Origin of the sequence: Reyranella sp., from assembly GCF_017305915.1 — a bacterium.
In the GTDB taxonomy this organism is placed as follows: domain Bacteria; phylum Pseudomonadota; class Alphaproteobacteria; order Reyranellales; family Reyranellaceae; genus Reyranella.
The window spans coordinates 24,776-49,322 of the sequence record NZ_JAFKJN010000005.1 but is presented as its reverse complement, the minus strand read 5'-3'; the positions used below and the strand labels follow the sequence as shown (position 1 = coordinate 49,322).

The following is a 24,547-nucleotide window of genomic DNA, read 5'->3' as shown; positions in this document are numbered from 1 at the left end:
GGCGCCAAGCGTAGCCTTCGGCTGGGCCGAAGGCTATCGCGGCGACTTCCGCATTGTGACCGGCTGCGGCCGGCTCCAGCTTGCTGGCATGAGCGTGTGGATCCTGATCGGTGCGACGTTCCTGCTGGCGGGCGTAGTGAAGGGCGTGATCGGCATGGGCCTGCCGACGGTGGCGATGGGCGTGCTGGCGCTCGTCCTGCCGCCGGCCGAGGCGGCGGCGATCCTGGTCGTGCCGTCGTTCGTCACCAATGTCTGGCAGCTCATGGCCGGCCCGGCGTTCGGCGCGCTGCTGCGCCGGCTGTGGCCGATGATGCTGGGCGTCCTGGTCGGCACGGTTGCCGGCGCCGGCGTGCTGGCAGGTAATGTCGCGGGACTGGCCAAGGTCGGGCTCGGCATCACGCTGGCGCTGTATGCGGCGGTCGGGCTGGCGGGTTTCCGCTGGTCGGTGGCGCCGCGCCACGAAGGCTGGCTGGGGCCGACGATCGGCGCGGTGACCGGGCTGGTCACCGGCGCGACCGGCGTGTTCGTCGTCCCGGCAGTGCCGTACCTGCAGGCGATCGGGCTGGAGAAGGACGATCTGATCCAGGCGCTGGGCCTTTCCTTCACCGTGTCGACGGTGGCGCTGGCGCTCGGCCTGCTGCGGGTCGATGCGTGGCGGGTGAACGATGTCTGGATCTCGCTGCTCGCCCTGGTGCCCGCCCTGGCCGGGATGTACGCGGGGCAATGGCTGCGCGGGCGCTTCTCGGCCGCCACGTTCCGCAAGGTGTTCTTTGCTGGCTTGCTTCTGCTCGGGGCGACCCTAGCTTTGGCGTAAGATCACGCCGGAGGCGAAGCATGAATTACCCCAAGTCGGTGCGGCTGGTGGAAGTGGGCCCGCGCGATGGGCTGCAGAACGAGGCCAAGCCCGTATCGGTCGAGGCCAAGGTCAGGCTGATCGACGCGCTGTCGGCGGCCGGCCACAGCGCCGTCGAGGCCGGCAGCTTCGTGTCGGCCAAATGGGTGCCGCAGATGGCGAACACCGACGCGGTGATGGCGCAGATCAAGCGCAAGCCGGGCGTCTCCTATCCCGTGCTGGTACCCAACAAGCAGGGCATGAACGGCGCGGTCGAGGCGCATTGCGGCGAGATCGCGGTCTTCACTGCCGCGTCGGAGGCGTTCTGCCGCAAGAACACCAACTGCTCGATCGACGAGAGCTTCGAGCGCTTCGCGCCGGTGATGGAAGCGGCGCAAAGGCACGGCATGAAGGTGCGCGGCTACGTCTCGACCGTGATCGCCTGTCCCTATGACGGCAAGGTCGCGCCGGCCAAGGTCGCCGAGGTGTCGGATCGGCTGTTCAGGATGGGCTGCTACGAGGTCTCGCTCGGCGACACGATCGGCGTCGGCACGCCAGGCGAATGCGTCGCCATGATCGACGCCGTCGCCGAGAAGGTGCCGCGTGAGAAGCTGGCGGCGCACTTCCACGATACCTACGGCCAGTCCTTGGCGAACATCATGGCGGTGATGGAGCGCGGCGTCGCGGTGTTCGACACCGCCGTCGCCGGGCTGGGCGGCTGCCCCTATGCCAAGGGCGCGTCGGGCAATGTCGGGACCGAGGACGTGATCTACCTGATGAACGGCCTTGGCATCGCCCACGGCGTCGACCTCGAGGTGATCGCCGCGGCGGGCCGCGCGATCTGTGTCGAGCTCGGCCGCGAGCCCGCCTCGAAGGTGGCGCAGGCGCTCAAGGCCAAGGCGGCATGACCGCGCGCTGCTGTTGCGGTGCGTGCTCGATCGAGGTCGAAGGTGCGCCGGTGATGAATGCGATCTGCCATTGCGACAACTGCAAGCGGCGCACCGGCAGCGCCTTCGGCTGGTCGATCTACTTCGCCGACGAGCAGGTGGTCGGCCGATCCGGAGAGCTGCGCTGCTACGAGATTCTCGCCCGTGAGCAGCGGCGCTGGTTCTGCGCGACCTGCGGCACCACCCTTTTCTGGACGATCGACAGCCAGCCGGGACGGACCGGCATCGCCGGCGGCTGCCTCGTCGATCCGCTGCCGCCGCCGACGCGCAGTGTGGTCAACCACGGCCGGCTGGCCTGGCTTTGCACGAACGTTCAAGACGGCGGCGCCTAACCGGCCCATAGCGGCCGGCATGGAAGGTCTGTCCGGTTTCCTGCTGGCGGCCGTGGCGCTGGCCGGCAGCCCTGGCCCGGCGACGCTGAGCCTCGCGGCGTCGGGTGCCGCGTTCGGCGTGCGCCGCGTCGCGGGCTATCTCGTCGGGATCGGCGTCGGCATGGTCGCGGTGATGGCGATCACCGCCTCGGGCGTGATCGGGCTGATGCTGGCGTTGCCTGGCGTCGCGCCGGTCGTCACCGTCGCCGCCGCGGCGTATTTCCTGTGGCTCGCCTGGCGCATCGCGATGGCGCCGCCGCTGACGGAAGGCAATGCGCAGCGCCAGCCGCCGAGCTTCGGCGCGGGCTTCACGCTGTCGCTGATCAATCCCAAGGGCTATGCCGCGATGGCGGCGCTGTTCTCGAGCTTCGTGCTGCTGCGCGACCGGGTGACGGCCGACGCCGTGGCGAAGATCGCGGTGCTGACGGTCGTGATCACCGCGGTGAACGTGCTGTGGCTGATATCGGGCGCGGCGCTGACGCGCTTCTTCCGCGATCCGCGCACCAACCGGATCGTCAACGTCGCGTTCGCGATCCTGCTGCTGGCGTCGGTCGTGCTGGCGGTCACTGCCGCCTGACGATGTGCACCAGCACGGCGCTGGAGCGGCCGGTGTCGTCGACCACCGCGAGCCGCATCTCGCCGGCGCCGTCGGGCGTCCAACTGGTGCCCGCGATAGGCCGGCCGTTGACCAGCCAGTGCAGGCGGCCGGTGCCGCTGGCGGCGAGCGTCACCGTGTCGTGCGTGCCGAGCTCGAGCCGAGCGTCGGGCGGTGGATAGGCGATGCGCGGCGCACCCTCGACGGCGGTCGGCGCCAGGCGCTGCATGCGCAGCGGCAGCTCCTTCCACGAGCCGACCCGCAGCACGTCGGCCGGCGGCCGGGTGCCGCGATTGTCTTCGCCGGGCAGTCGGCCGAACGCCTTGAACAGGATCGGCAGCGCGGCGGCGCGGCCGAGCTGGCCCGGCCGCGGCGTGCCGTCGGCATGGCCGACCCAGACCACGACCGTCCAGTTCGCGCTGTAGCCCGCTGCCCAGGCGTCGCGGAAGCCGGCCGAGGTGCCGGTCTTGTAGGCGATCCGCCGCTCGCGCAGCGCCACCGGCAGCGAGGCGAAGCCGTCGGGCAGAGGCGCGTCGGCCAGCACGTCGGCGACATACCAGGCGGCGTCGTCGCCCACGATCTGCACCGGCGCGGGCCGCGGCTGGTCGCGGCGTACCTGCGGCAGCGAGAAACGGCCGCCATTGGCGAGGCCCGAGTAGAGCCCGGCCATCTCCAGCGGCGAGATGGTGGCGCTGCCCAGCGCCATCCCGAGCGAGGTACCGGGATCGCCCGGCGGCAGGATCGGCGTGGCGCCGGCCGAGCGCAGCGCGGACAGGAAGCGCGCCGGCCCGACGCGCTCCAGCGCCAGCACCGCCGGCACATTGAGCGACTGCTGCAGCGCGTGGCGCACGGTGACGGCGCCCTGGTGATCGCGATCGAAGTTGCGCGGCAGCCAGTCCTTGAAGCGCACCGGCACGTCCTCGACGAGCGACTCGGGATGCAGGGTGCGGTCGTCGAAGGCCAGCGCATAGATCATCGGCTTCAAGGCCGAGCCCGGCGAGCGATGGGCGCGCACCAGGTCGACCTGGCCGGCGCGGCCGAAGAAATCGCCGCCGCCCAGCCATGCCACGACGCCGCCGGTGCGGTTGTCCATCACCACCATGGCGATCTGCGCCTTGTCGGTGAGCTGGCCGCGTTCCTCGGCGACCAGCTGCTCGAGGCTCTGCTGGAGCTGCAGGCGGATGGTGGTCGGCACGGCGGCGTTCGGCGATTGGCCGGCCAGCCATGCCGACAAGTGCGGCGCGTTCATCGGCAGGGCGAGGCGCTGTGTCGGCACCGGGCGGCTCATCGCCTTGTCGTACAGCGCGCGGTCGATCACGCCGTCCTCCAGGCCGCGCGCCAGCACGCCGTCGCGGCCGGCCTGGGCGGCCGCGGCGAAGCGGTCGGGCCGGCGCTTGCTCGGCGCCTGCGGGATGGCGACTAGCAAGGCCGCTTCGGCGGCGCTGAGATGGCGTGGCTCCTTGCCGAAATAGGCAAGCGAGGCCGCGCGCACGCCCTCGAGGTTGCCGCCCATCGGCGTCAGCGTGAGGTAGATCGCCATCACCTCGCGCTTGGAGAAGCGCCATTCGAGCTGCAGCGCGCGCGCCGCCTCGATCACCTTGTTGCGGAAGGTGCGCTTGCGCGGCTCGAGCAGGCGGGCGGCCTGCATGGTGAGCGTCGAGGCGCCGGACACGACATGGCCGCGCGCGATCAGCAGGCCGGTGGCGCGAACCACCGCCATCAGATCGACGCCGGGATGCCAGTCGAAGCGGCAATCCTCGTAGGCCTTGAGCAGGGCGATGTAGCTCGGATCGACGTCGTCGATCGTGGTCTTGAGCCGCCAGCGGCCGTCGGCGGTGGTGAAGGCGCGCAGCAGGCGGCCGTTGGCGTCGACCACCTCGGTCGAGCGCTCGTGGTAGCGTGTGAGGTCCGGCGGGAAGATCCGGTCGAGCGCCAGCGCCGCCGTCACCGTGAGGGTGACGGCCAGCGCTGCGTAGGCCAGCGCCGCCCGTCGTCTCGACCGGAGCGAAGCGAAGCGGAGCGCAGTGGAGAGACCTTGTCTAATCATGACAAGGTCCCTCGGCTTCGCTCGGGACGACGGAGAACGCTCATCGCGGTGCGATCGTGACGGTGCCCATCGCCGTGCGGCCGAAGACGCGCGGCGCGTACATGTCGGAGACGTGCGCGGCGGGCAGCGCGAAGCGGCCCGGCGTCACGGCGCGTACGATGTAGGCGACGTGGTAGCGATAGCCGCCGTCGAGCTCGTCGTGATTGGCCTCCCACCACGACCAGTAGGGCCGGCGGCCGACATCGAAGGCGGCGAAGAAGCGGTCATCGCGCGCCTCGGCGATGCGGGTGCGGGTAAGGTTGGGCAGGAACGGGAAGTTCTTGACCGTGTCCTTGTTCACCACTGATTCGATCTCGAAGCCGGCCGGCAGCAGGTCGAGCAGCGCGATCTGGTGATAGCCGCGATCCTCGTCGTAGCCCGAGATCGACACCACCAGGCGGTCGTTCTGGCGGATCCTGGAGAGGTCGGCCTCCTTGCCGTCGAGCGTGTAGAAGGTGCGGTCGACGCTGAGGCCCTGCTCGGCCGGCGGCTGCGGCTCCTTCGGCACGCCGCGCGCGGTGACCTGCATCCAGATCGGCCGGTCGCTCTGGTTGCGGATCTTGACGCCGCGCTGGATCGCCGCCGCATCGGGATTGAGCACGACCGGCTCCTTGGTCTCCTTGCGGCTCTCGCCGTCGACCGAGTAGGCGAGCTCGGCGTCACCGGCCATGGCGCGCGCCGCCATCAGCAGCCATGCCTTCTCCTGGGTGGTCGTGTACTCGACCCTGGCGACCATGCGCTCGCGCACGGCATTGGCGACGGCGATCAGGCCCTCGCGGCCGGCCGCCTCCTGGGCGAGCGCCAGCAGGGCAGCGCGGTCGCGCAGGCCGGTGCCGTAGTAGTCGCTCGAATCGCGCTGATCGAGGCGCTGGCGGGCGATCGAGAAGGCGAGCCGCGCGCGGCCGGGCTCGCCGACCTGGTTGAGCGCAGCGGCGAGGTGCGTCCAGGCCAGCCCGCCGACGATCTCGCCGCCCTTGGCATCCTGGAAGTAGCGGACGCGGCCGGCATCGGCCTGCCCCGCCTTGGCCAGCACGTACCAGCCATAGGCCTGCGCATTGGGCGACATCTTCTCGACCGAGCGCGCCAGCCAGGTGAGGCCGCGCGACAGCGAGGCCGCCGGCACCACGAATTTCTGGTCGCGCGCCCTGAGCAGGAAGTCGAGGGCGTAGGACTGCAGCCATTCGGCGGCGGGCGAGGAGAACGGGCCCCACATGCCGAACGAGCCGTCGCCGATCTGCATGTCGACGATCCGATAGATCGCCTCCTGCACGCGGTCGGTGATCTTCGGATCGGCCGGCCCGTACCCGAGCAGCGCCACGTCGTTGTAGTAAAGCAGCGGCAGCGCACGGCTGGTCGTCTGCTCGATGCAGCCGTACGGGTACTTGTCGAGCGCCCGCAGCAGGCCGGGCACGTCGATGCCGGGCGTGCGCGACAGCGCCACGCTGACCTGCGCAGTGCCGTTGGTGAAGGGCGAGATGACCTCGCGATCGACCGTCAGCTCGCGCGAGCCGTCGAGCGGCGCCACGGTGTCGACCGCGGTCGGCGTCTGGGAGGCGCGGACCTGGATGTCCCATTCGCGGCGGACCGAGAAGTTGCCGGGGCCGCTGACGGCGACTGCGACCTTGCCGAAGCCGACGTCGCCCGCCTTCAACGGCCAGGTCATCAGCTCGCGCTGGTTGGCGGCGAGCCGCTTGGTTTCAGCCACCGGCCGCTCGAGCGACACCGAGCCGGTCGCCTCCAGGGTGACCTTGTAGTCGCCCGGCTGGCCCTCGACGTTGTGCAGCGACAGCGCCACGCGGCCGGTGTCGTCGGGCGCCAGGAACCGCGGCAGGATGACGTCGGCAGTGACGGCATCGCGCACGATCAGCCGCTGGTCAACCGAGCCGACCTTGCTCTTGTCGTAGGCGACCGCCATCAGGCGGAGCTGGCCGATGAAGTCGGGGATCTCGAGGGCGATCTTGGCCTCGCCCTTGTCGTCGAGCTTCACCGGGCCGCTGAACAGCGCCACGGTGCGGGTCGGCACGACGTCGAGCCCGCCGATGTCGCCGGCGTCGCCGCCGGTGCGGATCTTGCCGAGCTCGTCGGCGCGGGCGTCGAGCAGGCGGCCATAGTCGTCGCGCACCGCGAGGCCGAGCTGGCGCTTACCGAAGTAGTAGTCGGCCGGCCGCGGGGTCTTGAAGCGCGTGAGCTGCAGGATGCCCTCGTCGACCGCGGCCAGGGTGACATAGGCCTCCGGTCCGCTGGCGTTGGCGACGTGCAGCGGCACCTCGATGCGCTGGCGCGGCGCTACCTTCTCCGGTGCCGCGATCTGCACATTGAGGGTGCGCAGGCTGGGATCGAGCGCCAGCCAAACCGCGCCGATGGCGCGCACCGGGGTGCGCTCGGCGGGCGCGGCGAGCGGCCGCCAGGCGGTGACCAGCGCATAGGCGCCGGCGCCCCAGTCGTCCTTCACCGGCACGTCGATGGTCGTGCCGCCGGCCGGGAGCTGCGCAGTGTAGGTCGCGAGCACATGGTCGCTGGCGATGGTGACGATCGCCTCGCCGGCGAACGGCGCTTCGATCCGAAGCTTGGCCGACTCGCCCGGCGCGTACTTCTCGCGGTCGCTCGCGACCTTGAGCGTGTCGGGCGCATCCTCGGCGCCGCGGCTGCCGCCCCACCAGCCGACATAGAAGGTGGTGGTGGTCGAGTTGCCGGTGCGCGGATCCTTCACGACCAGGCGGTGCGGACCCCACTGCAGGCGCTTGGACAGGTTGACCGGTGCGTCGGCCTTGAGCGCCAGCGTGCCGCTATCGATCTCGCGCTCGTGGGTGAGGCTCTGCCAGCGCCAGCGGCCGTCGCTCTGGTACCACTGGTAGTCGTAGCTGATGCGCTCGATCGAATATTCGACCTCGCGCGCGACCTGCTTGCCGTCGGCGCCGAGCGCCACGATGTCGAAGGCGGTGTCGCTGCCTTCGCGGGCGTAGCGGCCCTCGAAGGTCGGCCGGATGCCGAGATAGACGTCGCGGGTGCGCAAAGGCAGCGACTTCTCCGTCTTGGTGGCGCGGCCGTTGCCCGGCTCGAACACTCGCGCGGTGATCTGCGCGCGCAGCGGCAGGTTGGTCTCCTTCACCTGGCTGCCGTCCCAGACGATCTTCGACTTGCCCTTGTCGTCGGTCTCGGGGCCGGTGAGGGTGATCAGCGGCGGCTCGTAGGTCCGGCGCTCCTCCTGCGAGCCGAAGGTGTACTTCGAGAAGGCCGGGAAGGGGGTGGAGTCGACGGTGACGCGCAGGTCGCTCTCGACGCGGAGCCCCGAGGCCGGCGCGCCGTAGAGGAAGTCCGCGGCGAGATCGAAGGTCGTGCTCCGGCCGGTGCGCAGGACGCTCTGGTCGGTCGACAGCTCGACCTTGAGCTTCTCCGGCACGAAGTCCTCGACCGAGAATTCGACCCGGCCGACCGGCGATCCCTTGGGATCGATATGGGCCGCCACCGACCACAGGCCGCGGCGCGACGACTTAGGCAGGTCGACCGCCTGGTAGAGCGACCCCGAGGCCGGCAGTTGCTGCGTGTAGCGGGTGAACTCGCTGCCGTCGGGCCGCTTGACGATCAGCGTCACCGGCATGTCCTTCAACGCCGTCGCGCCGTCGTCGCGCAGCATGGCCATCAGGTGCACCGTCTCGCCGGGCCGATAGACGCCGCGCTCGGTGTAGAGGAAGGCATCGACCGGGCCAGGAAGGGCTCGGCCCTCGATGCCGCGGTCACTGAGGTCGAACGCAGCCTTGGTGAGCTCGAGCCGCGAGAACTCCTGCTTGGCCTGGTCGGTCACCATGATCGACGCCGCCTCGGCGGCGCCGCGGCCGCGCAGCAGACCGGCATCGAAGCGGGCTTGACCCCGGGCGTCGGTCACCGCCTTGCCGATCGGCTCGTTGCCGCGCGACAGCAGCACGACCTCGCAATCGGGCAGCGGCTGCGCCGAGGCGAGCGAACGGGCGAACACGGTGAGCCCGTCGCGGCCGGTCAGGCTGGTGAGGGCAATGTCGGTATCCATCACCCACATGCCGGCGAGGTTGGTGCCGTTCTGCTCGTCCTCGTCGCCAGCGCTGTCGTCCTCGCCCTCCTTGGCCGGCGGCTTGGCGGCGTTCCAGACCACGACGAAATAGGCGCCGGGCTTCCAGTCCTGGATGGTTTCGCGGATCGGGAAGGCGGTGGTGGTCGCCTGGTTCAGGACGTTCTTGACCTCCATGCTGCCGCGCCACACGCGCTTGGCGTTCTGGCCGTTCAGCCACTGGCGCAGCGTCCACGATTCGGTGATCGGTTCGGTCGCCGGGAAGGTGCCGCCGTAGTAGTACTGCTGCGTGAATTTATCGAGGCCGCGCTCGTTGACGCGATAGACCGCGATGGCGACCTTGCTCACGTTCACCGTGGTGACCGGCAGGCCGGCAGCGATGCCGCGCGGCAGGATGAAGCCCTTGCCCGGCAGGGTGATCGACGCGGGGCGCGGGCCGAGCGCCACCGAGACCTTGCGCTCCTCGTCGAGCTTGACGTTGCCGGCACCGGGAAAGCCGGCGAGCAGGGTCACCGAGTAGTCCTGGCCGTAGGCGAGGCCGCCGATGCACAGCTTGTTGGCGACCGCCTTGACCGTCGACTTCACCTCCGGTTCGACGCGCAGGTAGTCGGCGTATTTGACGCCGTCGCCGGCCAGCGGCTTGTTGAAGAACAGGCAGGCCTCCGCTTCGGCCGCGCTGTTGTCGAGGCTGAGCAACTGGTAGCGGAAGGGTTCGACGGGGGCCGGCGACGTCGGTTGCGCGACCGGCATCGGCGCAGGACGCGACGGCGTCGGGGCGGGCACGGGGGACGTACTGGTGGTGGCGGTGCGTGCGTGCGGCGGTGCCTGATCGACGGTGTCGGCCGGCCTCCCGATGAGATAACCGGCGATGCCCGATCCCAGCATCAAAGCCACGACCAGAGCAGTCCACGTCGACCTGTTCATCGGAATCCCCCGCGAGCGAGTGCGCGGACTCTATCGCCGCAATTGTGCAGGGACTGTGGAGAGCTTGTATCCCCGCCGAAATAATCCGGTGCTGTGGCGGCGAAGTCACGCTATCACCCTCGGCGTCATGGTGCTGAATCTGATCAAGCTCGCAGTTGGCGTGGACGACCTTGCCCACATGAAGAAGCTTCAGGCCGCCCGGCGAAAGCAGCGCCGCCAGGGCCCGCGCTCGCCGCACTGGGTGTACACGCGGCACATGCCCAAGCGGGTCGACGAGCTGCTGCGGGGCGGCTCGCTCTACTGGGTGGTGCGCGGGGTCATTCGCTGCCGTCAGGAGCTGGTCGGCTTCGAGGAGGACTTCGACAAGGAAGAGGCGCACAAGTACTGCCGTATCCAGGTCAAGCGCACCATCATCCCGACCGCGCCGCGCGCCTGTCGCGCCTTCCAGGGCTGGCGCTACTACAACGGCGACGATGCCCCGCCCGATCTTTCCAAGGGCGACACCGGCGACATGCCCAAGGAGATGGCCGACGAGCTGAAGCGGCTCGGCCTGCTGTAGAACCATCGCGAGCGCGCGTGATGAGAAATGGCACGCAACGGGTTTTGCCAATCTGGCACGAGTGAAATGCAGGCGGGCGTGACTTTTCAGCCTGTTTTGCCATTTGCCATCGATCGTCGGGGGCGTGTCACCGTACCGGGCGGCGCCACGACGATTGCGGCCAGTGTGCAGTGCGTCGGCGGTCCGGTTGCGGCGGCTCCGGCTCGCGGCGGGCTCGATCACGGTGAGCCGCTCGCACGTCGCCGCGTCGATGACCTTGCCGCAGTGGACGACCTTGGCCGAGCGGGCAGAAGCGTCAGCCAGCCGCCAGCAACGTCTTGATATGCCGCTCGATCTCGAACAGGAAGTAGGGCTTGCGGACGAACGGGATGCCGGTGCGACCGACCTCGTCGGCCGGCACCACGCCGCTGGTGAACAGCACCCGCACCTTCGGGAAATCCTGGCGGATGATCTCCAGCAGGTCGAAGCCGCTGCGCGGGCCGGCCAGCTTGACGTCGCTGAACACCACCTTGATGTCCGCCGTCGCGCGCAGGATCTGCACCGCCTCGTCGACGTTGACCGCCTCGAGCACGTCCAATCCCGCGCCGCGCAGATATTGCGCTGCGGCAGCCCGGATCAGCACGTCGTCTTCGACGATGAGGACGATGGGGTCAGGCTGCGGCGTCTCCCCCGTCGTCACCAAGGGTGGAACCATTCTCTCCCCAACCGAGCACGCTGCCCCACACCGAATTGTGACGCGCGCGTAACAAATTTTCGCGGAAAGAACGCCCGATGGTGCGAAAAGTTACATTCGGCCGAGCACCGGAACGTTGCAGAACCTCTTCAATTGCGGCCGAGAGCGCCGGTCGGCAGGGCCTTTGCCGCCTGATCGACCTCCCGCAGGTCGTAGGGCCGGCCGACGATTGCTACTCCGTCCCGCGACGAAGGAAGCGTACCGGGTGTCGATCGAGTGATCGCAAGATCATCGCAATCACCGGGTTGACCATCCGTTTCCACGCGCCGCTGCCGCCGATGAAGCCCGACGAACTAAGTCTGGCCGTCGGACGCGTAGGCCCGGCGTGCGAACCAGGCCCGCGACCGGGCGGTGAAGAGATAGACCAGCGCGCCGACCTGCAGCACGAGCTGCAGCAGCGAGAGGTAGAGCACGTAACCGCGCGCGGCCATGTTGGGCACGTGGGCGAGCCACGGCACGAGGGCGAGCACCGTGCCGATCACCAGCAGCCAGCGCGCGACCCGGCTGGCGCGGCGGCTGGCGAGCAGCGTGAGCGCGAACGCGCCGCCGAACAGGATCAGCATCAGGATCGCGCCGGTCTGCAAGCCGACATGCCGGATCACGTGTCGGGTCATCAGCACGGCGATGATCGCGCCGACGACCAGTGACGCCAGCATGAGCTGCTCGAAGCGCGCAGCGTCGCGCGGCTGGTCGGGCAGGGGATCGAAGCGACGAACGCCCAACCCCATGGGCTCAGGGCACCGGCTCGAAATCGCCAGGCTTCCAGGTGCCGTCGAACGCCGCACCTTCGGGGCCGTAGATGCGGATGTAGGCAAACCAGCCGCGGCCGGGCGCGGTCTTGATCCAGCGCGCAGCGTCGCTGCCGGCCGGCGAGGTCGGGCCGAAATGGAGCGTGACCGGGGCGCTGCCACCGGCGTCCTTCAGCTCGAACAGCGAGCGCAGCGCCGCCTTGTCCTGGTCGGTCTGGACCTGAGAGCGCGTCTGCGCGTCGTACACTGTCACCGACCAGAAGAGCTTGCCTGGCACCGGCTGGGGTATCACGAGCCGATAGCTCTTGCCGCCGTCGAGATAGGCGCCGCCGCTGTCGCGTACGCCCAGCCAATAGAGCGAGCCCGCGCCGGCATTGCGACGGAACATGGCGGGCGAGGTGACGATCGCCTGGGCGAACCAGCGGTCGCGTGCCTCGAGGTCGTAGCCGCCGGGTGTGCGGAAATCGCCGTTCTCTGCGACCAAGCCGACCCATTCCCATTTGCGGTCGGGCCAGGCCTGACGGTCAGGCCGCGTGCTCGCAAAGGCGGAGACCAGCATCTGATCGCGGCCGGCCTTGGCGGCGCGCTCGAGGATGCCCTTCAGGCGGGCGTCGGGCTGGAAGGGTTTACCCTTGAGGATGCCGAGCGCCGCCAGCTCGCCGTAGAACGGCAGCCACGCCTCGTTCACCGGCTCTTCGTCGACGATCTTGGCCAGGACCTGCCAGAACTGGAAATTGTCTTCCCAGCGCAGGCTGGTCGAATCCATCGCCGTCTTCGTGGTGTCGATGAAGGCGAGCGTCTTATCGCCGTTCAGAGGATGGATCCTGATGGTGCGCAGTGCCGCCAGTGCCTTGTCGACGTCGCCACCGACCGGCATGGAGCGCGCCGCCACCAGCACCTTGTAGGAGGAAGAGCGGCCGACCTGGTGATCGGTCGGCACCGCTCCGGTGTAGCCCGGCGGCAGGATGACATGCTTGCCGCCCTTGCCGGCGTCGGGGCCGGGCAGGCCTATGTCGAGGATCCAGCTCTGATAGTGGTCGTTGACCAGGCCGATGAAGGGGCCGGACGGCAGCTCGATCACCATCGGGCCGTTGCGCAGGTCGAGGATCGCCGACCCGTAGGGCGTGTCCGAGTTCAACGTGAAACCGACCTGGCGCGGACCGGTCGAGGTGATGCCCATCGCCTCGTTGTCCTTCATGCCGGCAATGCGGTTGCCGTTGAAGATGCCTTCGGCGGAGACGGCGGGATACCAGAAACGGTAGGCGACGACGGCGCGCTGGAAATCGGCCTCGTTCTGCGCACGCTGCGCGAACTCCGGCGTCGGATAGCCGTTGACGAAGCCGCCACCGCTTTGCGCATGGGCGCAGGCAGCGAACGCCAGCAACAGGCCGGCGACAATCGACATCGAACGCATGACGACCCTCCTCAGAATGGCACAACGTAGTTCAGGATCGCGATCTGGCGCAGCAGCACCTTGCGGATGACGTGCGAGGCCTTGACGTGCTCGGTGAAGACCGCGGCGTCGCCGACGCTGCCGGCGGGGAGGCGGGCGGCGAGCGCGTCGTCGTCGAGCTTCACCCGCACGGCGAAGGGTGCCGCCTGCAGGGCGCGCGGCGTCGGCGCGCTGCCCGAGGCCTGGACCTGGCCGGTCGACAGGGCCTGCAGCACCGACACGACCGTGCCGCTGTGGACCCTGCCGGGCAGGAACTTGAAGGTGGCCTCGACCGGCTGGCCCGGGGCGATGAAGCGGGTGTCGATCTGATTGACCTCCATGCCGATGAAGGTCTCGGACGTGTCGATGAAGGCCATCACCGGCGACAGCGGCAGGTTGCCGACCCGCGCGCCCTTGCGCAGCGCCAGGTTGGTCACGTAGCCGTCGGCCGGGGCGCGCACCACCGTCTTGTCGAGGTTCCATTGGGCACCGACGAGCTGCGCCCGGAGCTGGTCGACCGAGGCCTGGCGCTGCTCGACGTCGTAGACGCGGCCGGCATTGGTGCGCGCGAGCTGCGTGGTCTCGGCGAGCCGCGTCTCCTCGAGCTTGAGCTGCGCGGCGAGCGCATCGACCTGGCTCTGGAAGGGCACCGGATCGATGCGGAACAGCACGTCGCCCGCCTTGATCGGCGTGTTGGCCGTGACCGGCACCTCGATCACCTCGCCCGCCACGTCGGGGACGATCGCGACGGAGTTGCGGACGACCACGGCCGAGCCTTCCGGCGCGCCCCAGCCCATCGGGATGAACAGGCCGAACAGCAGCAGCACGAGCACGATCGCCGGCGAGATCTTCCAGAAGGTGTTGAACGGCACAATCCGGAGCTTCACCAGCCCGAACAGGATCACCAGGTAGACGTTGAAGATCGCGACGATCATCGCGCGTCCTCCACGCCTTGCGGCGAACGGGGCCAGTCGACATAGGCCCAGATCAGAACGACCGGCCACAGAGGCAGGGCGAGGAACAGCGTGATCCACCCGGCCATCCGCACCGCCTGCTCCTGCGGATGACGTCGCGTGCGGGCGACGTGGCCGGGCAGGGAGCCCGCGATGACGATCATGGCGATCGCGCTCGCCACGAGGATGAGCAAGACGAGCCACGCGAAGAGGTCGAGCATCGATCGCCTACTTCGGGAAAAGCAGGGTGACCTGGAAGCGGACCTGCCAATCGGAGACGCCGCTCGGCCGCGCTACGTTGTAGAAGGCACCGGCCGATAGCTGGATCGGCTGATGTCCGATCGGCAGGATCTGGGAGACTTGGCCGCCGAGCGGCACCGTCCACTGCTGGCCTTCGGGCTGCGCACCGTCGCGGGTCATCTGCGAGGTGAACGCGATGGCCGTGCCGTGTCCGAAATTGTAGTTGATGAACGGCTGAATGGTGGTGAGGCTGAAGGCCTGCTGGTCGGGTCCGGGCGAGCCGATCGACCAAACATGATTGAGCAATGTGCCGATCACCCATGGGCCGGGCTGCACCAGCGCGACGCCGCCGAGGCCCGCGCCCCACATGCCTTCGCCCAGCACCGGAGCGGTGCGGGTCGGGAATTGGCCGATCGGGCCGACGCCCCAGATTACGTTGCCGGTATGCTGCGGCGTGAAATAGGTCTGCAAGGCGATGTCGCCCAGGCCGAACGTGCTCGACGAGGCGCCGACCGGTTGGCCGACGAAGGGAATGATCGGCCGCACGATCACATTCCATTCGTCGGTCAAGCCGAGGGGGACCACCGGCTGCAGCAGACCTTCATACTGAAGACGGTTGAAGGGGCCGGTGTGGATATTGAAATTGCTCTGAAGCGGGACGCTGACCAGACTGGCAACCGGGTTCTGGGTCTGCTTGGCAAGCTCCGTGGCGGCGTCCCCTTTCGTCTGCTGCGCATGACCGTTCGTGGCAAAGGCTCCAGCGATCAAGGCCAGTGCCGATAGACGTTTAATCATCACCCTCCCCTTCAGAAACGCCAGGACATCGTCACCTGACCCCAGTCGCCGTTGAGGCGGTTGGTGTTGGACACGTCGTGGGTCCACTTCAGGATCAACGCGTAGCGGCCCTTGAGCTGCTCGGGCGCCCACAGCACGGCCGGGCCGAGACCGAACGACTCGCCCATGAAGGGCCCGAGGATCGCGCCCGAGCCGCTGTCGCCCTCGATCTGCTTGTACCAGTAGCCCTGCAGGCCGATCGCGACGTCGTCGGTGACGAATTGGTTGACCATGAAGTCGAGATGGAACTCGGCTCCGGTCTTGTAGTCGGTTGCCGGGTTGGTGGTGTTGAGCATGAGGCCCGGCAGCAGCGAAACTTCGGTGCGGGTCGCCTTGTGGAACCAGGTCAAGCCGAGCTGCGTGTCGAACGCCCAGTAGTTGCGCCCGACATTGATCGTGCCGTTGATGTCGTAGTGGCCGGTCGGCACGACGACGTATTCGGTAAGTTTGACGTTGAATTCGCCGAAGCTCCAGTAGAGCGCGAACGGATTCAGCAGGCTGTCGCCGATGCCGAAATCCGATGCGCTGCCGGAGAAGGCACCGAAATTCCGCGTCTGCAGCGACACCATCGTGGTGGCGTAGCTGGGAATGGGCACGGCGGCGCCGACCTGCAGGCGGCCGCCCAGCACCGGCTGATCGAAGACATAGCTGGCGCCGAGGAATTCGTAGAGCGCGAAGGCATTGAGGCCGGAGGTCGCGCGGCCGTTCAGCACCGCGCGCGAGGCCTGGCCGCCGTACATCAGCGTCTGACTGGCGATGCTGAAGCCGGGGGCCGGCGGCACCGCAACCATGAACGAGCCGAAGCCGCCGGCGAAGTAGTAGCTCGCGGCGCCCTCGCTTGCTTCAGCCGAATGCGCAACGACGCAGGCTGCAAGCCCCGCCGCCCAGATCAACCTTTTGGAGGTCTTCCTGGATGCCTTCGCTCTCGCCTGGCCGCAAGCCGTGCACACGACAACGCCGCCCTTCACCAGGATCTGGCCGAAGCCGACCTCCGGCACCGGGACCTCTTCGATCGACGGCGGTGCGCGAAATTCATGGACCACGGCAGCCTTCATGGTCGTGGGCATGGTCACTCATCTCCCGGTGTCGGGCAGGTCAGCGTTTGGGCAACTTGTCCTTCTCGGCGACGATCGCACGATCGATCACGGTGAACAGGTAGGCGTCGGGTGCCAGGGTGCAGCCGCCGCGCACCAGCAGCGCGAGATGCGCGCCGTGCTCGCCGTCGGGCAGCACGACGCCGCGATAGCGTGCCGAATGCTCGGCGAGGTAGACGGCGAGCGACTTGCGCGCCTCGACGTTCATCGCCTGCGCCTCGCGGCAGGAGACATAGACCGCCTGCTCGAAGTTGAGCGGAGCGGTCTGGGCGAAGGCTGCGGTCGCGGACAGCAGCAGGGCACCGACGAGAGCGATGGTCTTCATGGCGTCCCTACCTCCGGCTGGCGTCGACGGCCGCGCCGCCGAGATAACCGACCGCACCGCCGATCAGGCCGGCGCCGACCACCGTGCCGAAGCTGCCGCCGGTGACCAGGCCGATGCCGGTGCCGGCCGCGGCGCCGACGGCGGCGCCCTTCTCGGGATTGCTCCAGGGCCGGTCGCAGGCCCCCAGCAGGCACGCGGCCAAGGCAACCGCTGCGATTTTTGTCCGCATCATCGTTCTCCCTCCTTGCTCACGGCGGCGTGGTGTCCGCCTTCTGCCAGTCCTTGTCCGGATCGAAGAGCGTGATCTGGGCGGCGCGCTGCGGTGTCTCGGGCCCGAGGTCGCGCTCATAGACCTCGCCGCTCTGGTTCACGACGAAGGTCATCACGCCGGTCTCGCCGTACTTCACCGGCCAGGCGATGACGCCGAAGCCGCCGAGCATGCGGTTGTTCAGCAGGTAGCTGTAGGCGCCGCCCGGCGCATTCGACCCCTGGCCGTAGAGCAGGCGGTAGTGATAGCCGTGATAGCCCGCACCCTCGCGGTCGCCGGGCTGCGCCTTGGCGACCAGCGGGCCGAGCGGGCTGTCCGGCTCGCCGGGCTTGGTCTCCCAGTAGAGGCCGTCCTTCTTGCCGGGCGAGCTGAGCAGCCGGCGCGCATAGGCGGTGGTGCCGGTCTTCGTCGGGTCGTTCGTGGCGTAGTCGTACTGCGCGTCGACGATGGCGAGCAGGCTCTGCACCACTGCGAGCTCGTTGCGGCCGATCTGGCGCGCGATCATCTCGTCGTAGCCGGCCTCGATGTCGAAGCGCCAGCCCTCGTCGTCCTTGACGATCGGGATCGGCATCTTGAAGCCGGTCGTGCCGACCTCGACCAGCATCTTGTTGGCGTTGTCGCCGTCGGGAGCGACCTTGTGGTTCTGGTCCCAGGCCTTGAGGAAGTCCTCGCGCGCCCTGTCCTCGTCCTCGCGGGTGCCCGGCACGAAGTCGCGCCAGCTCGAGCCCAGCATCGCGGCGATCGCCTTGTCGTCATCCTTGCGCACTGCCTCGGTCATCGCATCGGCCGCCGCGCCGGCGGTCGGGAAATGACGTTGCTTGACCGCCGCGGCAACCGGCCGGGTCTGCGGTATCGGCGCGGCCTGAGGGGCCGCCTGAGGGGATTGGGCCGGCGCCTGCGCGGCAGCCGGCAGGGCCAAGGTCGCGGCCAGCCCGAGCGCCAGAAGGGCGTGCAGCAGCTTGCTCATCGCCGTCCTCCTCCGCCCCGCGCACCGCCGCCGCCGAGATGGCCGCCGCCGCCGCGGTTGTAGTTGGGATGAGATTGTGCGCGGTTCATCTGCTGGCGGCCGCGCGCCCCCTCGCGATTGATCTGCTGGCCGCGATTGACGCCGCCCAAGGCGTTGGGCCGCTGCTGCGGCCGGTTGACCTGGCCGCCGCCCGGCCGGTTGCCGATGCCTTGCCCGCCACCGGGCCGATTGGCGATGCCTTGTCCGCCGCCGCCGCCCGGCCGGCTACCGCCGGGACCGCCGTCGAGGCGGCCGCGGAACTGGTCGCGCTGCGCGGCGCCCGGCCGCTGCGCCTGGTTGAAGCGCTGGCGCGTGGCGGGGTCGCGATAGGCGACGCCCTTGCGATGCTCGGGCTGATGCTGCCAGCGCTCGCCGCCGCCAGCGCCGGGGCGGTCGGGCCGGTCCGGTCGATCGGGCCGGTTGCGATTGAAGTTGTTGTCGATGTTGACGGCCCTGTTGACGTTGATGTTGGCGTAGGACTGGCCGCGCCCACCCCAGTTCCAGCCGCCGATCAGCGCCGCGCCGGCGGCGATGCCGAGGCCCCAGAAGAAGCCGGTCGCAAGCGCGGCGCCGAAAGGATAGTAGACTGGCGGATAGGCAGGATAGGGCCACGGCCCGTACGCCCAGCCCGGATTGTACTGCGGGACGTAGACGACCTGGGGATTGGTCGGCTGGATGATGTACTGGATGGTGTCGCCTGACCCCTGCGTCGTGACGGCCTGCTGCGGCGTGCTCTGCAAATTTCCGGCGGCAGAGGCCTTGGCGCGCAGCCGCTGGATCGAATCGGCGACGTCGGATTCCTGGCCGATCATCGCGTCGCCGAGCTTCTGCGTCCAATCGAGATGCTCGTTGAGCTGCTTCAGCACGTCGGGGAAGGCGACCAGCGACTTGATGCTGGTATCCCAGTCCTTGTCCTTGACGGCGTTGACGGCGGCGTCGCCCTTGAGGTTCGGATTGGCCTTGGACCAGCGCGCCGCCTCGACGACCTCCAGCGGGTAGCCGCTCGCCATCAGGATCTGCGACAGCAGCGAATCCGGATAGAGCGCGATCGGCGCCAGCAACTGGTCGAGCTCCTCGGGCTTGAAGTTCTTGCTGTCGCCTTGCGCGTAGGAGTTGCGCGCCACGCCCAGCGCGTAGAGCAAGAACGATCCCGCGATGAAAATACGTCGCTGCATGACACCACTTTGACCCGCCGTATCCGGCATGGCTTTGACAAAGGTCAACGACCGAAGCGCTACTTGTCCGCCAGAGAAGCATGGCAGGGAGGGGACGGCAATCATGCGCGCGCTGACTGTTTTGATTCTGTTGATCTTGGCCCCCGGCGTCGGCGGCTGCTCGATTCCCGCACGCGAGCCGGCGGTGCCGGTGGCCGACACCGAGAGGGCATTGCCGCTCGGCATTCCGAATGCGCGCTTCTTTGCCGATTCCGATCCGCGGCCGATGATCGAGGATGCCGAGCGGGCGCTCGAGCGCGAGATCGCGGCGCTGCCGCCCGGCAAGCGCCTGGGGCCCGCCCATTTCCTGGCCGTGTCCGGCGGCGGCGACAACGGCGCGTTCGGCGCCGGCCTGCTGAACGGCTGGACCGAGACCGGCACGCGGCCGCAGTTCAAGGGCGTGACCGGCGTCAGCACCGGCGCCCTGATCGCACCCTTCGCCTTCCTGGGGCCGGAGTACGACGGCGCGCTGCGCGACGTGTATACGACCATGAATGCCGACAGGGTCTTCCGCTTCCGCGGCCTGTCGGCGGCGCTGTTCGACGATGCCATGGCCGATACCACGCCGCTGTCGGAAGTGATCGCCAAGTATCTCGACCAGAAGCTGCTCGACGCCATCGCCGCCGAGTACCGCAAGGGACGGCTGCTGCTGATCGGCACCACCAATCTCGATGCCCAGCGGCCGGTGATCTGGAACATCGGCGCTATCGCCGACAGCGGCCATCCCGGCGCGCTCGACCTGATCCGCAAGATCCTGCGCGCCTCGGCGGCGGTGCCGGGCGCCTTCCAGCCGATGCTGATCGATGTCGAGCTCGACGGCAAGAAGTACCAGGAGCTGCATGTCGACGGCGGCGCGATCGCCCAGCTCTTCCTCTATCCACCGTCGCTCCAGCTCAGCCAAATGGGTCTCAAGCGCGAGCGGCACGCCTACATCATCCGCAACGCCCGGCTCGATCCCGACTTTGCCCAGTCGGAGCGGCGCACCATCTCGATCGCCGGCCGGGCGATCAGCACCATGCTGTCGGCGAGCGGCCACAACGACGTGATGCGCGTCTACTTCATCAGCCGGCGCGACGGCGTCGACTACAACCTCGAATACATCGGCCGCGACTTCCAGGGGCCGGAGAAGAAGGGCGAGTTCGACCAGGCTTTCATGCGCGCGCTCTACGACTACGGCTACCGGCAGGGCAACGCGGGGCCGATCTGGCACAAGGCGCCGCCCGCGCTCGATCGCGGTGTCCCTTGAGAAAATTATGTCGCGAGGCGCTTCAACGGCTCGTGGCGGGGCTGCGAATCTCTACAACTTATAGTGGTCTTCCGAGTGACGTTGCATATCTTGCATCGGGAAATGCAGATCAATGTCGCGCGCGCATTTCGATTTGATTCGCGCCGGCGGGCCATCGACGTAGAGTTTCATCGGAGTGAGACACATGATTGGACGTCGCTCGGTGAGTTTGGCGATCGTCGCAGCACCACTGGTCGCTGCCTCCACTGCCTTTGCCCAATCCGATCCGCTCCCGTCCTGGACCGACAGCGCGCCCAAAAGGGCCATCCTCGACTTCGTCGCGCGGACCAGGACCACGGGAAGCGCCGACTTCGTCGCCGTGCCCGAACGCATCGCCGTCTTCGACAATGACGGCACCCTGTGGAGCGAGCAGCCGATCTACTTCCAGTTCGCCTTCGCCATCGACAGGGTGAAGGCGCTGGCGCCGCAGCATCCGGAATGGAAGGAGCGCGAGCCGTTCATGTCGGTGCTGGCCGGCGACATGGCGGGCCTCGCGGCCACTGGCGAGACGGGCCTGCTCGAGATCGTCGCCGCCACCCATGCCGGCATGACGACCGAGGACTTCACCAAGGCGGTCGAGGACTGGCTCGAGACGGCGCGTCATCCGCGCTTCAAGCGGCCCTATACCGAGCTTGTCTACCAGCCGATGCTCGAGCTGATGGCGCTGCTGCGCGCCCACCAGTTCAAGACCTTCATCGTCTCGGGCGGCGGCATCGAGTTCATGCGGCCGTGGACGGAGAAGGTCTACGGCATCCCGCCCGAGCAGGTCGTCGGCTCCTCCGGCGTGGTGAAGTTCGAGCTGCGCGACGGCAAGCCGGTGCTGGTCAAGGAGCCGAAGGTCGAGTTCGTCGACGACGGGCCGGGCAAGCCGGTCGGCATCAACCGCTTCATCGGCCGCCGCCCGGTCTTCGCCTTCGGCAACTCCGACGGCGACCAGCAGATGCTGGAATACATCGCGGGCGGCGCCGGCCTGCGCTTCATGGGCATCGTCCATCACACCGATGCCGAGCGCGAGTTCGCCTACGACCGCCAGAGCCACGTCGGCCGGCTCGACAAGGCGCTCGACGAAGGGACGCGGCGCAAGTGGACCATCGTCGACATGAAGTCCGACTGGAAGACGATCTATCCTTTCGATAGGAGATAGCCATGCGCATGTCTCTTTTGGTCCTCGCGATCGCCGCCCCCGTTGCGGCTCACGCCGCTGACATGACCTCGACCTTCCGGTTCGCGCCGGATCCCGCGAACATGTCGGCCTGCATCGCCATGGCACCGCAGTTCGAGCGCGAGCACACGCTCACCGTCGCGGGCGACGCCGTGCGGCTCACCGGCCCCGGCAATCTCAGCGAGCCGATGAAGCTCGCGAAGCCGAACGTCTACGAGATGGTGCTCCAACTCTCCGGCGAGCGCCTGGACTACGTGGCCGATCTCGGGACGAAGACCATTTCTGTGCGCGGCAACAACCTCGGCTGCAAATGGTCGGCCAAGCTGTAGTGGCCGAACCGGCCGTTACGGCCGGCATGATCCGCATTCCCGGCGGCACCTTCCGCATGGGATCGGACCGGCATTATCCCGAGGAGGCGCCGGCGCACCTCGTCACGGTCGATCCGTTCTGGATCGATGCCACGCCGGTGACCAATGCCCAGTTCCGCGCGTTCGTTGCCGCCACCGGCTACATCACCTGGGCCGAGATCGACCCTGATCCGAAGGACTATCCCGGCGCCAAGCCCAACATGCTGAAGGCCGGCGGTTTGGTCTTCACGCCGCCCAAGCGCGAGGTCGACCTGCGCGACTGGAGCCAGTGGTGGCGCTTCACCTTCGGCGCGACCTGGAAGCGGCCGTACGGCAAGGGCAGCCACATCGGCGGGCTCGACGATCATCCGGCGGTGCAGATCGCCTACAAGGACGCCGAGGCCTACGCGCAATGGGCCGGCAAGGAATTGCCGACCGAAGCCGAATGGGAGCTCGCGGCTCGCGGCGGGTTCGAGGATGCCGAATTCGCGTGGGGCGACGAGTTCACGCCCAACGGCAAGCACATGGCCAACACCTGGCAGGGCAACTTCCCGATCGAGAACCTGCAGGCCGACGGCTGGTCTCGGACCTCGCCGGTGCAGACCTTTCCGGCCAACGGCTACGGCGTCTTCGACATGATCGGCAACGTCTGGGAGTGGACGGCCGACTGGTATTCGCCCAGGCACGCGGCGGATGCGGCGAAGGCCTGCTGCATTCCCGAGAACCCACGCGGCGCACCGATGGAGGGCAGCTATGACCCGCGCCAACCTACGATCAAGATTCCCCGCAGGGTCCTGAAGGGCGGCTCGCATCTCTGCGCGCCCAACTATTGTCGGCGCTATCGGCCGGCGGCGCGCCATGCCGAGCCGGTCGATACGTCGACCAGCCATGTCGGCTTTCGTTGTGTCGTCAGGAGGAGAGAGCCATGAGCGACAAGGTCAGCGGTGAACGTCGGCGTATTCTTTTGGCGGGCACCGCCCTGGCGACACTCGGAGTCGTGGGCGGCCTGCGAACCGTGCAGCAGGCGCAGGCGCAGACGCCGCCCGGCGGCAAGAAGCCGAACATCCTGGTGATCTTCGGCGACGACATCGGCATCCCGCAGATCAGTGCCTACACCATGGGCATGATGGGCTACCGCACGCCCAACATCGACCGCATCGCCAAGGAAGGCGCGATCTTCACCGATTCCTACGGCCAGCAGAGCTGCACCGCCGGCCGCGCCTCGTTCATCCTGGGCGAGGAGCCGTTCCGCACCGGTCTGCTCACCATCGGCATGCCGGGCGACCCGCACGGCATCACCGACTGGATGCCGACCATCGCCGATGCGCTCAAGACCCAGGGCTACGCCACCGGGCAGTTCGGCAAGAACCATCTTGGCGACCACGACGAGCACCTGCCGACCCGGCACGGCTTCGACGAGTTCTTCGGCAACCTCTACCATCTCAATGCCGAGGAGGAGCCAGAAGGCTATTTCTATCCCAAGGATCCGGAGTTCCGGAAGACGTACGGCCCGCGCGGCGTGCTCAAGTGCTCGGCCGACGGCAAGATCCAGGACACCGGCCCGCTCAACACCAAGCGCATGGAGACGATCGACGAGGAGTTCCTGGCCGGAGCCAAGGACTTCATCGACCGCCAGGTCAAGGCCAACAAGCCGTTCTTCTGCTGGTTCAACTCGACCCGCATGCACGTCTTCACGCATCTCAAGCAGGCCTCGGTCGGCAAGACCGGCAAGGGCATCCACGCCGACGGCATGGCCGAGCATGACGGCATGGTGGGCGAGCTCCTGAAGCAGCTCGACGACCTCAAGATCGCCGACAACACCATCGTGCTCTACACCACCGACAACGGCGCCGAGCTCGCGCTGTGGCCGGACGGCGCCATGACCATGTTCCATGGCGAGAAGGGCACGACCTGGGAAGGCGGCTTCCGCATCCCGATGATGGTGCGCTGGCCGGGCGTCATCAAACCCGGCACCGAGTACAACGACATCATCACCCTGATGGACTGGTTCCCGACGCTGCTGGCGGCGGCGGGCGAGCCGAACATCAAAGACAAGCTGAAGGCTGGCTTCCAGGCCGGATCGAAGACCTTCAAGGTCCATCTCGATGGCTACAACTTCTTGCCCTACTTCAAGGGCGAGGCGAAGCAGGGGCCGCGCGACGTGGTCTACTACTTCGACCAGGGCGGCAACCTGAACGCCATCCGCTGGAACGACTGGAAGGTCTCGTTCGCGGTCGCGTCGGAGGGTAACATCGCGACGGCGACGCGCGAGGTTCCGTCGTGGGCTACCATCACCAACCTGCGAATGGATCCCTACGAGCGGGGCCTCAAGGAAGGCGGAGAAGCGATGAAGTTCTTTGCCCAGCAGATGTGGCTGCTCGTGCCCGTCGGAGGCAAGGTCAAGGAGCTCTTCGCCGACTTCGACCAGTTTCCCTTCCAGACCGGCAGCTCGCTCAACGTCGCTAGCATCAACTATGGCATGCTGGCGCAGCAGGCGGCGATGAAGCGTCTCAAGGACCTGGAGAGCCTGAAACCGCGGTGAAGGCAAA

The 24,547-nt window shown here is 68.2% G+C and carries 23 protein-coding genes; 10 read left to right on the top strand and 13 right to left on the bottom strand.

The genetic code is table 11. From position 1 onward, the window contains the following. Positions 1-88: 88 nt before the first annotated feature. The 4 genes from J0J01_RS00285 to J0J01_RS00270 are packed head-to-tail and all read left to right on the top strand — an operon-like array spanning position 89 to position 2,727. Entirely contained in the window at positions 89-814 is a 726-nt protein-coding gene (locus J0J01_RS00285) for a sulfite exporter TauE/SafE family protein (RefSeq protein WP_296378463.1), read from the top strand. A 20-nt stretch (positions 815-834) separates the two neighbouring features. Then, positions 835-1,740 (top strand): hydroxymethylglutaryl-CoA lyase, encoded by a 906-nt coding sequence (locus J0J01_RS00280; RefSeq protein WP_296378085.1) that lies wholly within the window; start codon positions 835-837, stop codon positions 1,738-1,740. Next, positions 1,737-2,111: a GFA family protein gene (locus J0J01_RS00275; RefSeq protein WP_296378084.1), complete on the top strand. Its 375-nt coding sequence runs from the start codon at positions 1,737-1,739 to the stop codon at positions 2,109-2,111. Before J0J01_RS00280 ends, J0J01_RS00275 begins: the two co-directional genes overlap by 4 nt. A 19-nt stretch (positions 2,112-2,130) precedes the next feature. Then, complete coding sequence (locus J0J01_RS00270) at positions 2,131-2,727, top strand: LysE family transporter (RefSeq protein WP_296378083.1); 597 nt, start codon at positions 2,131-2,133, stop codon at positions 2,725-2,727. Here the strand turns inward: J0J01_RS00270 and pbpC are convergent. Further along, the gene (pbpC, locus tag J0J01_RS00265; protein WP_296378082.1) at positions 2,714-4,792 is read right to left on the bottom strand and encodes a penicillin-binding protein 1C; all 2,079 of its coding nucleotides are present in this window, start codon (positions 4,790-4,792) and stop codon (positions 2,714-2,716) included. The genes J0J01_RS00270 and pbpC overlap by 14 nt on opposite strands. Before the next feature lie 40 nt (positions 4,793-4,832). After that, positions 4,833-9,797 carry an alpha-2-macroglobulin gene (locus J0J01_RS00260; protein ID WP_296378081.1) on the bottom strand — a complete coding sequence of 1,655 codons (4,965 nt, stop codon included), beginning with the start codon at positions 9,795-9,797 and terminating at the stop codon, positions 4,833-4,835. A gap of 127 nt (positions 9,798-9,924) precedes the next feature. Between J0J01_RS00260 and J0J01_RS00255 the strand changes: the two genes are divergently transcribed. Continuing rightward, entirely contained in the window at positions 9,925-10,356 is a 432-nt protein-coding gene (locus J0J01_RS00255; protein ID WP_296378080.1) for a DUF1489 domain-containing protein, read from the top strand. 295 nt (positions 10,357-10,651) lie between these two features. Here J0J01_RS00255 and J0J01_RS00250 read toward each other — a convergent pair whose 3' ends face one another. The 11 genes from J0J01_RS00250 to J0J01_RS00200 all read right to left on the bottom strand — a co-directional run bounded on the left by J0J01_RS00250 (position 10,652) and on the right by J0J01_RS00200 (position 19,165). Next, complete coding sequence (locus J0J01_RS00250) at positions 10,652-11,050, bottom strand: response regulator (protein WP_296378079.1); 399 nt, start codon at positions 11,048-11,050, stop codon at positions 10,652-10,654. Between the two features lie 332 nt (positions 11,051-11,382). Continuing rightward, on the bottom strand, positions 11,383-11,811 hold the full coding sequence (locus J0J01_RS00245; protein ID WP_296378078.1) for a hypothetical protein: 429 nt from the start codon (positions 11,809-11,811) through the stop codon (positions 11,383-11,385). A 10-nt stretch (positions 11,812-11,821) separates the two neighbouring features. Then, the gene (locus J0J01_RS00240; RefSeq protein WP_296378077.1) at positions 11,822-13,252 is read right to left on the bottom strand and encodes a DUF1254 domain-containing protein; all 1,431 of its coding nucleotides are present in this window, start codon (positions 13,250-13,252) and stop codon (positions 11,822-11,824) included. An 11-nt stretch (positions 13,253-13,263) separates the two neighbouring features. Then, positions 13,264-14,205, bottom strand: a complete 942-nt coding sequence (locus tag J0J01_RS00235; RefSeq protein WP_296378076.1) for an efflux RND transporter periplasmic adaptor subunit — start codon at positions 14,203-14,205, stop codon at positions 13,264-13,266. Then, positions 14,202-14,444, bottom strand: coding sequence for a DUF3302 domain-containing protein (locus J0J01_RS00230; RefSeq protein WP_296378075.1), 243 nt, complete (start codon positions 14,442-14,444; stop codon positions 14,202-14,204). Before J0J01_RS00230 ends, J0J01_RS00235 begins: the two co-directional genes overlap by 4 nt. 7 nt (positions 14,445-14,451) lie before the next feature. Further along, a complete protein-coding gene (locus tag J0J01_RS00225) occupies positions 14,452-15,258 on the bottom strand; it encodes a transporter (protein WP_296378074.1) in 807 nt (268 codons plus the stop codon). Positions 15,259-15,269: 11 nt separating this feature from the next. Further along, a complete protein-coding gene (locus J0J01_RS00220; RefSeq protein WP_296378073.1) occupies positions 15,270-16,364 on the bottom strand; it encodes a transporter in 1,095 nt (364 codons plus the stop codon). Between the two features lie 28 nt (positions 16,365-16,392). Then, the gene (locus J0J01_RS00215; protein WP_296378072.1) at positions 16,393-16,716 is read right to left on the bottom strand and encodes a hypothetical protein; all 324 of its coding nucleotides are present in this window, start codon (positions 16,714-16,716) and stop codon (positions 16,393-16,395) included. Positions 16,717-16,723: 7 nt separating this feature from the next. Continuing rightward, positions 16,724-16,948 carry a hypothetical protein gene (locus J0J01_RS00210; RefSeq protein ID WP_296378071.1) on the bottom strand — a complete coding sequence of 75 codons (225 nt, stop codon included), beginning with the start codon at positions 16,946-16,948 and terminating at the stop codon, positions 16,724-16,726. A 16-nt stretch (positions 16,949-16,964) separates the two neighbouring features. Continuing rightward, positions 16,965-17,951, bottom strand: coding sequence for a DUF2950 domain-containing protein (locus tag J0J01_RS00205; protein ID WP_296378070.1), 987 nt, complete (start codon positions 17,949-17,951; stop codon positions 16,965-16,967). Further along, a complete protein-coding gene (locus tag J0J01_RS00200; protein ID WP_296378069.1) occupies positions 17,948-19,165 on the bottom strand; it encodes a DUF3300 domain-containing protein in 1,218 nt (405 codons plus the stop codon). Before J0J01_RS00200 ends, J0J01_RS00205 begins: the two co-directional genes overlap by 4 nt. Before the next feature lie 136 nt (positions 19,166-19,301). On the opposite strand from J0J01_RS00200, the gene J0J01_RS00195 reads away from it, so the two are divergent. The 5 genes from J0J01_RS00195 (at position 19,302) to J0J01_RS00175 (ending at position 24,540) form a co-directional block, all read left to right on the top strand. After that, on the top strand, positions 19,302-20,450 hold the full coding sequence (locus tag J0J01_RS00195) for a patatin-like phospholipase family protein (protein ID WP_296378068.1): 1,149 nt from the start codon (positions 19,302-19,304) through the stop codon (positions 20,448-20,450). A 184-nt stretch (positions 20,451-20,634) separates the two neighbouring features. Continuing rightward, positions 20,635-21,633, top strand: a complete 999-nt coding sequence (locus J0J01_RS00190) for an HAD family hydrolase (protein WP_296378066.1) — start codon at positions 20,635-20,637, stop codon at positions 21,631-21,633. Between the two features lie 2 nt (positions 21,634-21,635). Beyond that, positions 21,636-21,980: a hypothetical protein gene (locus J0J01_RS00185; RefSeq protein ID WP_296378065.1), complete on the top strand. Its 345-nt coding sequence runs from the start codon at positions 21,636-21,638 to the stop codon at positions 21,978-21,980. 26 nt (positions 21,981-22,006) lie between these two features. Beyond that, positions 22,007-22,927, top strand: coding sequence for a formylglycine-generating enzyme family protein (locus tag J0J01_RS00180; protein ID WP_296378462.1), 921 nt, complete (start codon positions 22,007-22,009; stop codon positions 22,925-22,927). Beyond that, positions 22,924-24,540 carry an arylsulfatase gene (locus J0J01_RS00175; RefSeq protein ID WP_296378064.1) on the top strand — a complete coding sequence of 539 codons (1,617 nt, stop codon included), beginning with the start codon at positions 22,924-22,926 and terminating at the stop codon, positions 24,538-24,540. Before J0J01_RS00180 ends, J0J01_RS00175 begins: the two co-directional genes overlap by 4 nt. The last annotated feature ends 7 nt before the right edge of the window (positions 24,541-24,547 follow it).

Coding starts and splice junctions, on each gene's coding strand:
- J0J01_RS00285 (WP_296378463.1), top strand. CDS start 89: ATGAGCGTGTGGATCCTGATCGGTGCGACGTTCCTGCTGGCGGGCGTA.
- J0J01_RS00240 (WP_296378077.1), bottom strand. CDS start 13,252: ATGCGTTCGATGTCGATTGTCGCCGGCCTGTTGCTGGCGTTCGCTGCC.
- J0J01_RS00225 (WP_296378074.1), bottom strand. CDS start 15,258: ATGATTAAACGTCTATCGGCACTGGCCTTGATCGCTGGAGCCTTTGCC.
- J0J01_RS00190 (WP_296378066.1), top strand. CDS start 20,635: ATGATTGGACGTCGCTCGGTGAGTTTGGCGATCGTCGCAGCACCACTG.
- J0J01_RS00210 (WP_296378071.1), bottom strand. CDS start 16,948: ATGATGCGGACAAAAATCGCAGCGGTTGCCTTGGCCGCGTGCCTGCTG.
- J0J01_RS00235 (WP_296378076.1), bottom strand. CDS start 14,205: ATGATCGTCGCGATCTTCAACGTCTACCTGGTGATCCTGTTCGGGCTG.
- J0J01_RS00230 (WP_296378075.1), bottom strand. CDS start 14,444: ATGCTCGACCTCTTCGCGTGGCTCGTCTTGCTCATCCTCGTGGCGAGC.
- J0J01_RS00270 (WP_296378083.1), top strand. CDS start 2,131: ATGGAAGGTCTGTCCGGTTTCCTGCTGGCGGCCGTGGCGCTGGCCGGC.
- J0J01_RS00220 (WP_296378073.1), bottom strand. CDS start 16,364: ATGCCCACGACCATGAAGGCTGCCGTGGTCCATGAATTTCGCGCACCG.
- J0J01_RS00280 (WP_296378085.1), top strand. CDS start 835: ATGAATTACCCCAAGTCGGTGCGGCTGGTGGAAGTGGGCCCGCGCGAT.
- pbpC (WP_296378082.1), bottom strand. CDS start 4,792: ATGATTAGACAAGGTCTCTCCACTGCGCTCCGCTTCGCTTCGCTCCGG.
- J0J01_RS00185 (WP_296378065.1), top strand. CDS start 21,636: ATGCGCATGTCTCTTTTGGTCCTCGCGATCGCCGCCCCCGTTGCGGCT.
- J0J01_RS00175 (WP_296378064.1), top strand. CDS start 22,924: ATGAGCGACAAGGTCAGCGGTGAACGTCGGCGTATTCTTTTGGCGGGC.
- J0J01_RS00260 (WP_296378081.1), bottom strand. CDS start 9,797: ATGAACAGGTCGACGTGGACTGCTCTGGTCGTGGCTTTGATGCTGGGA.
- J0J01_RS00200 (WP_296378069.1), bottom strand. CDS start 19,165: ATGCAGCGACGTATTTTCATCGCGGGATCGTTCTTGCTCTACGCGCTG.
- J0J01_RS00215 (WP_296378072.1), bottom strand. CDS start 16,716: ATGAAGACCATCGCTCTCGTCGGTGCCCTGCTGCTGTCCGCGACCGCA.
- J0J01_RS00255 (WP_296378080.1), top strand. CDS start 9,925: ATGGTGCTGAATCTGATCAAGCTCGCAGTTGGCGTGGACGACCTTGCC.
- J0J01_RS00205 (WP_296378070.1), bottom strand. CDS start 17,951: ATGAGCAAGCTGCTGCACGCCCTTCTGGCGCTCGGGCTGGCCGCGACC.
- J0J01_RS00180 (WP_296378462.1), top strand. CDS start 22,007: ATGATCCGCATTCCCGGCGGCACCTTCCGCATGGGATCGGACCGGCAT.
- J0J01_RS00250 (WP_296378079.1), bottom strand. CDS start 11,050: ATGGTTCCACCCTTGGTGACGACGGGGGAGACGCCGCAGCCTGACCCC.
- J0J01_RS00275 (WP_296378084.1), top strand. CDS start 1,737: ATGACCGCGCGCTGCTGTTGCGGTGCGTGCTCGATCGAGGTCGAAGGT.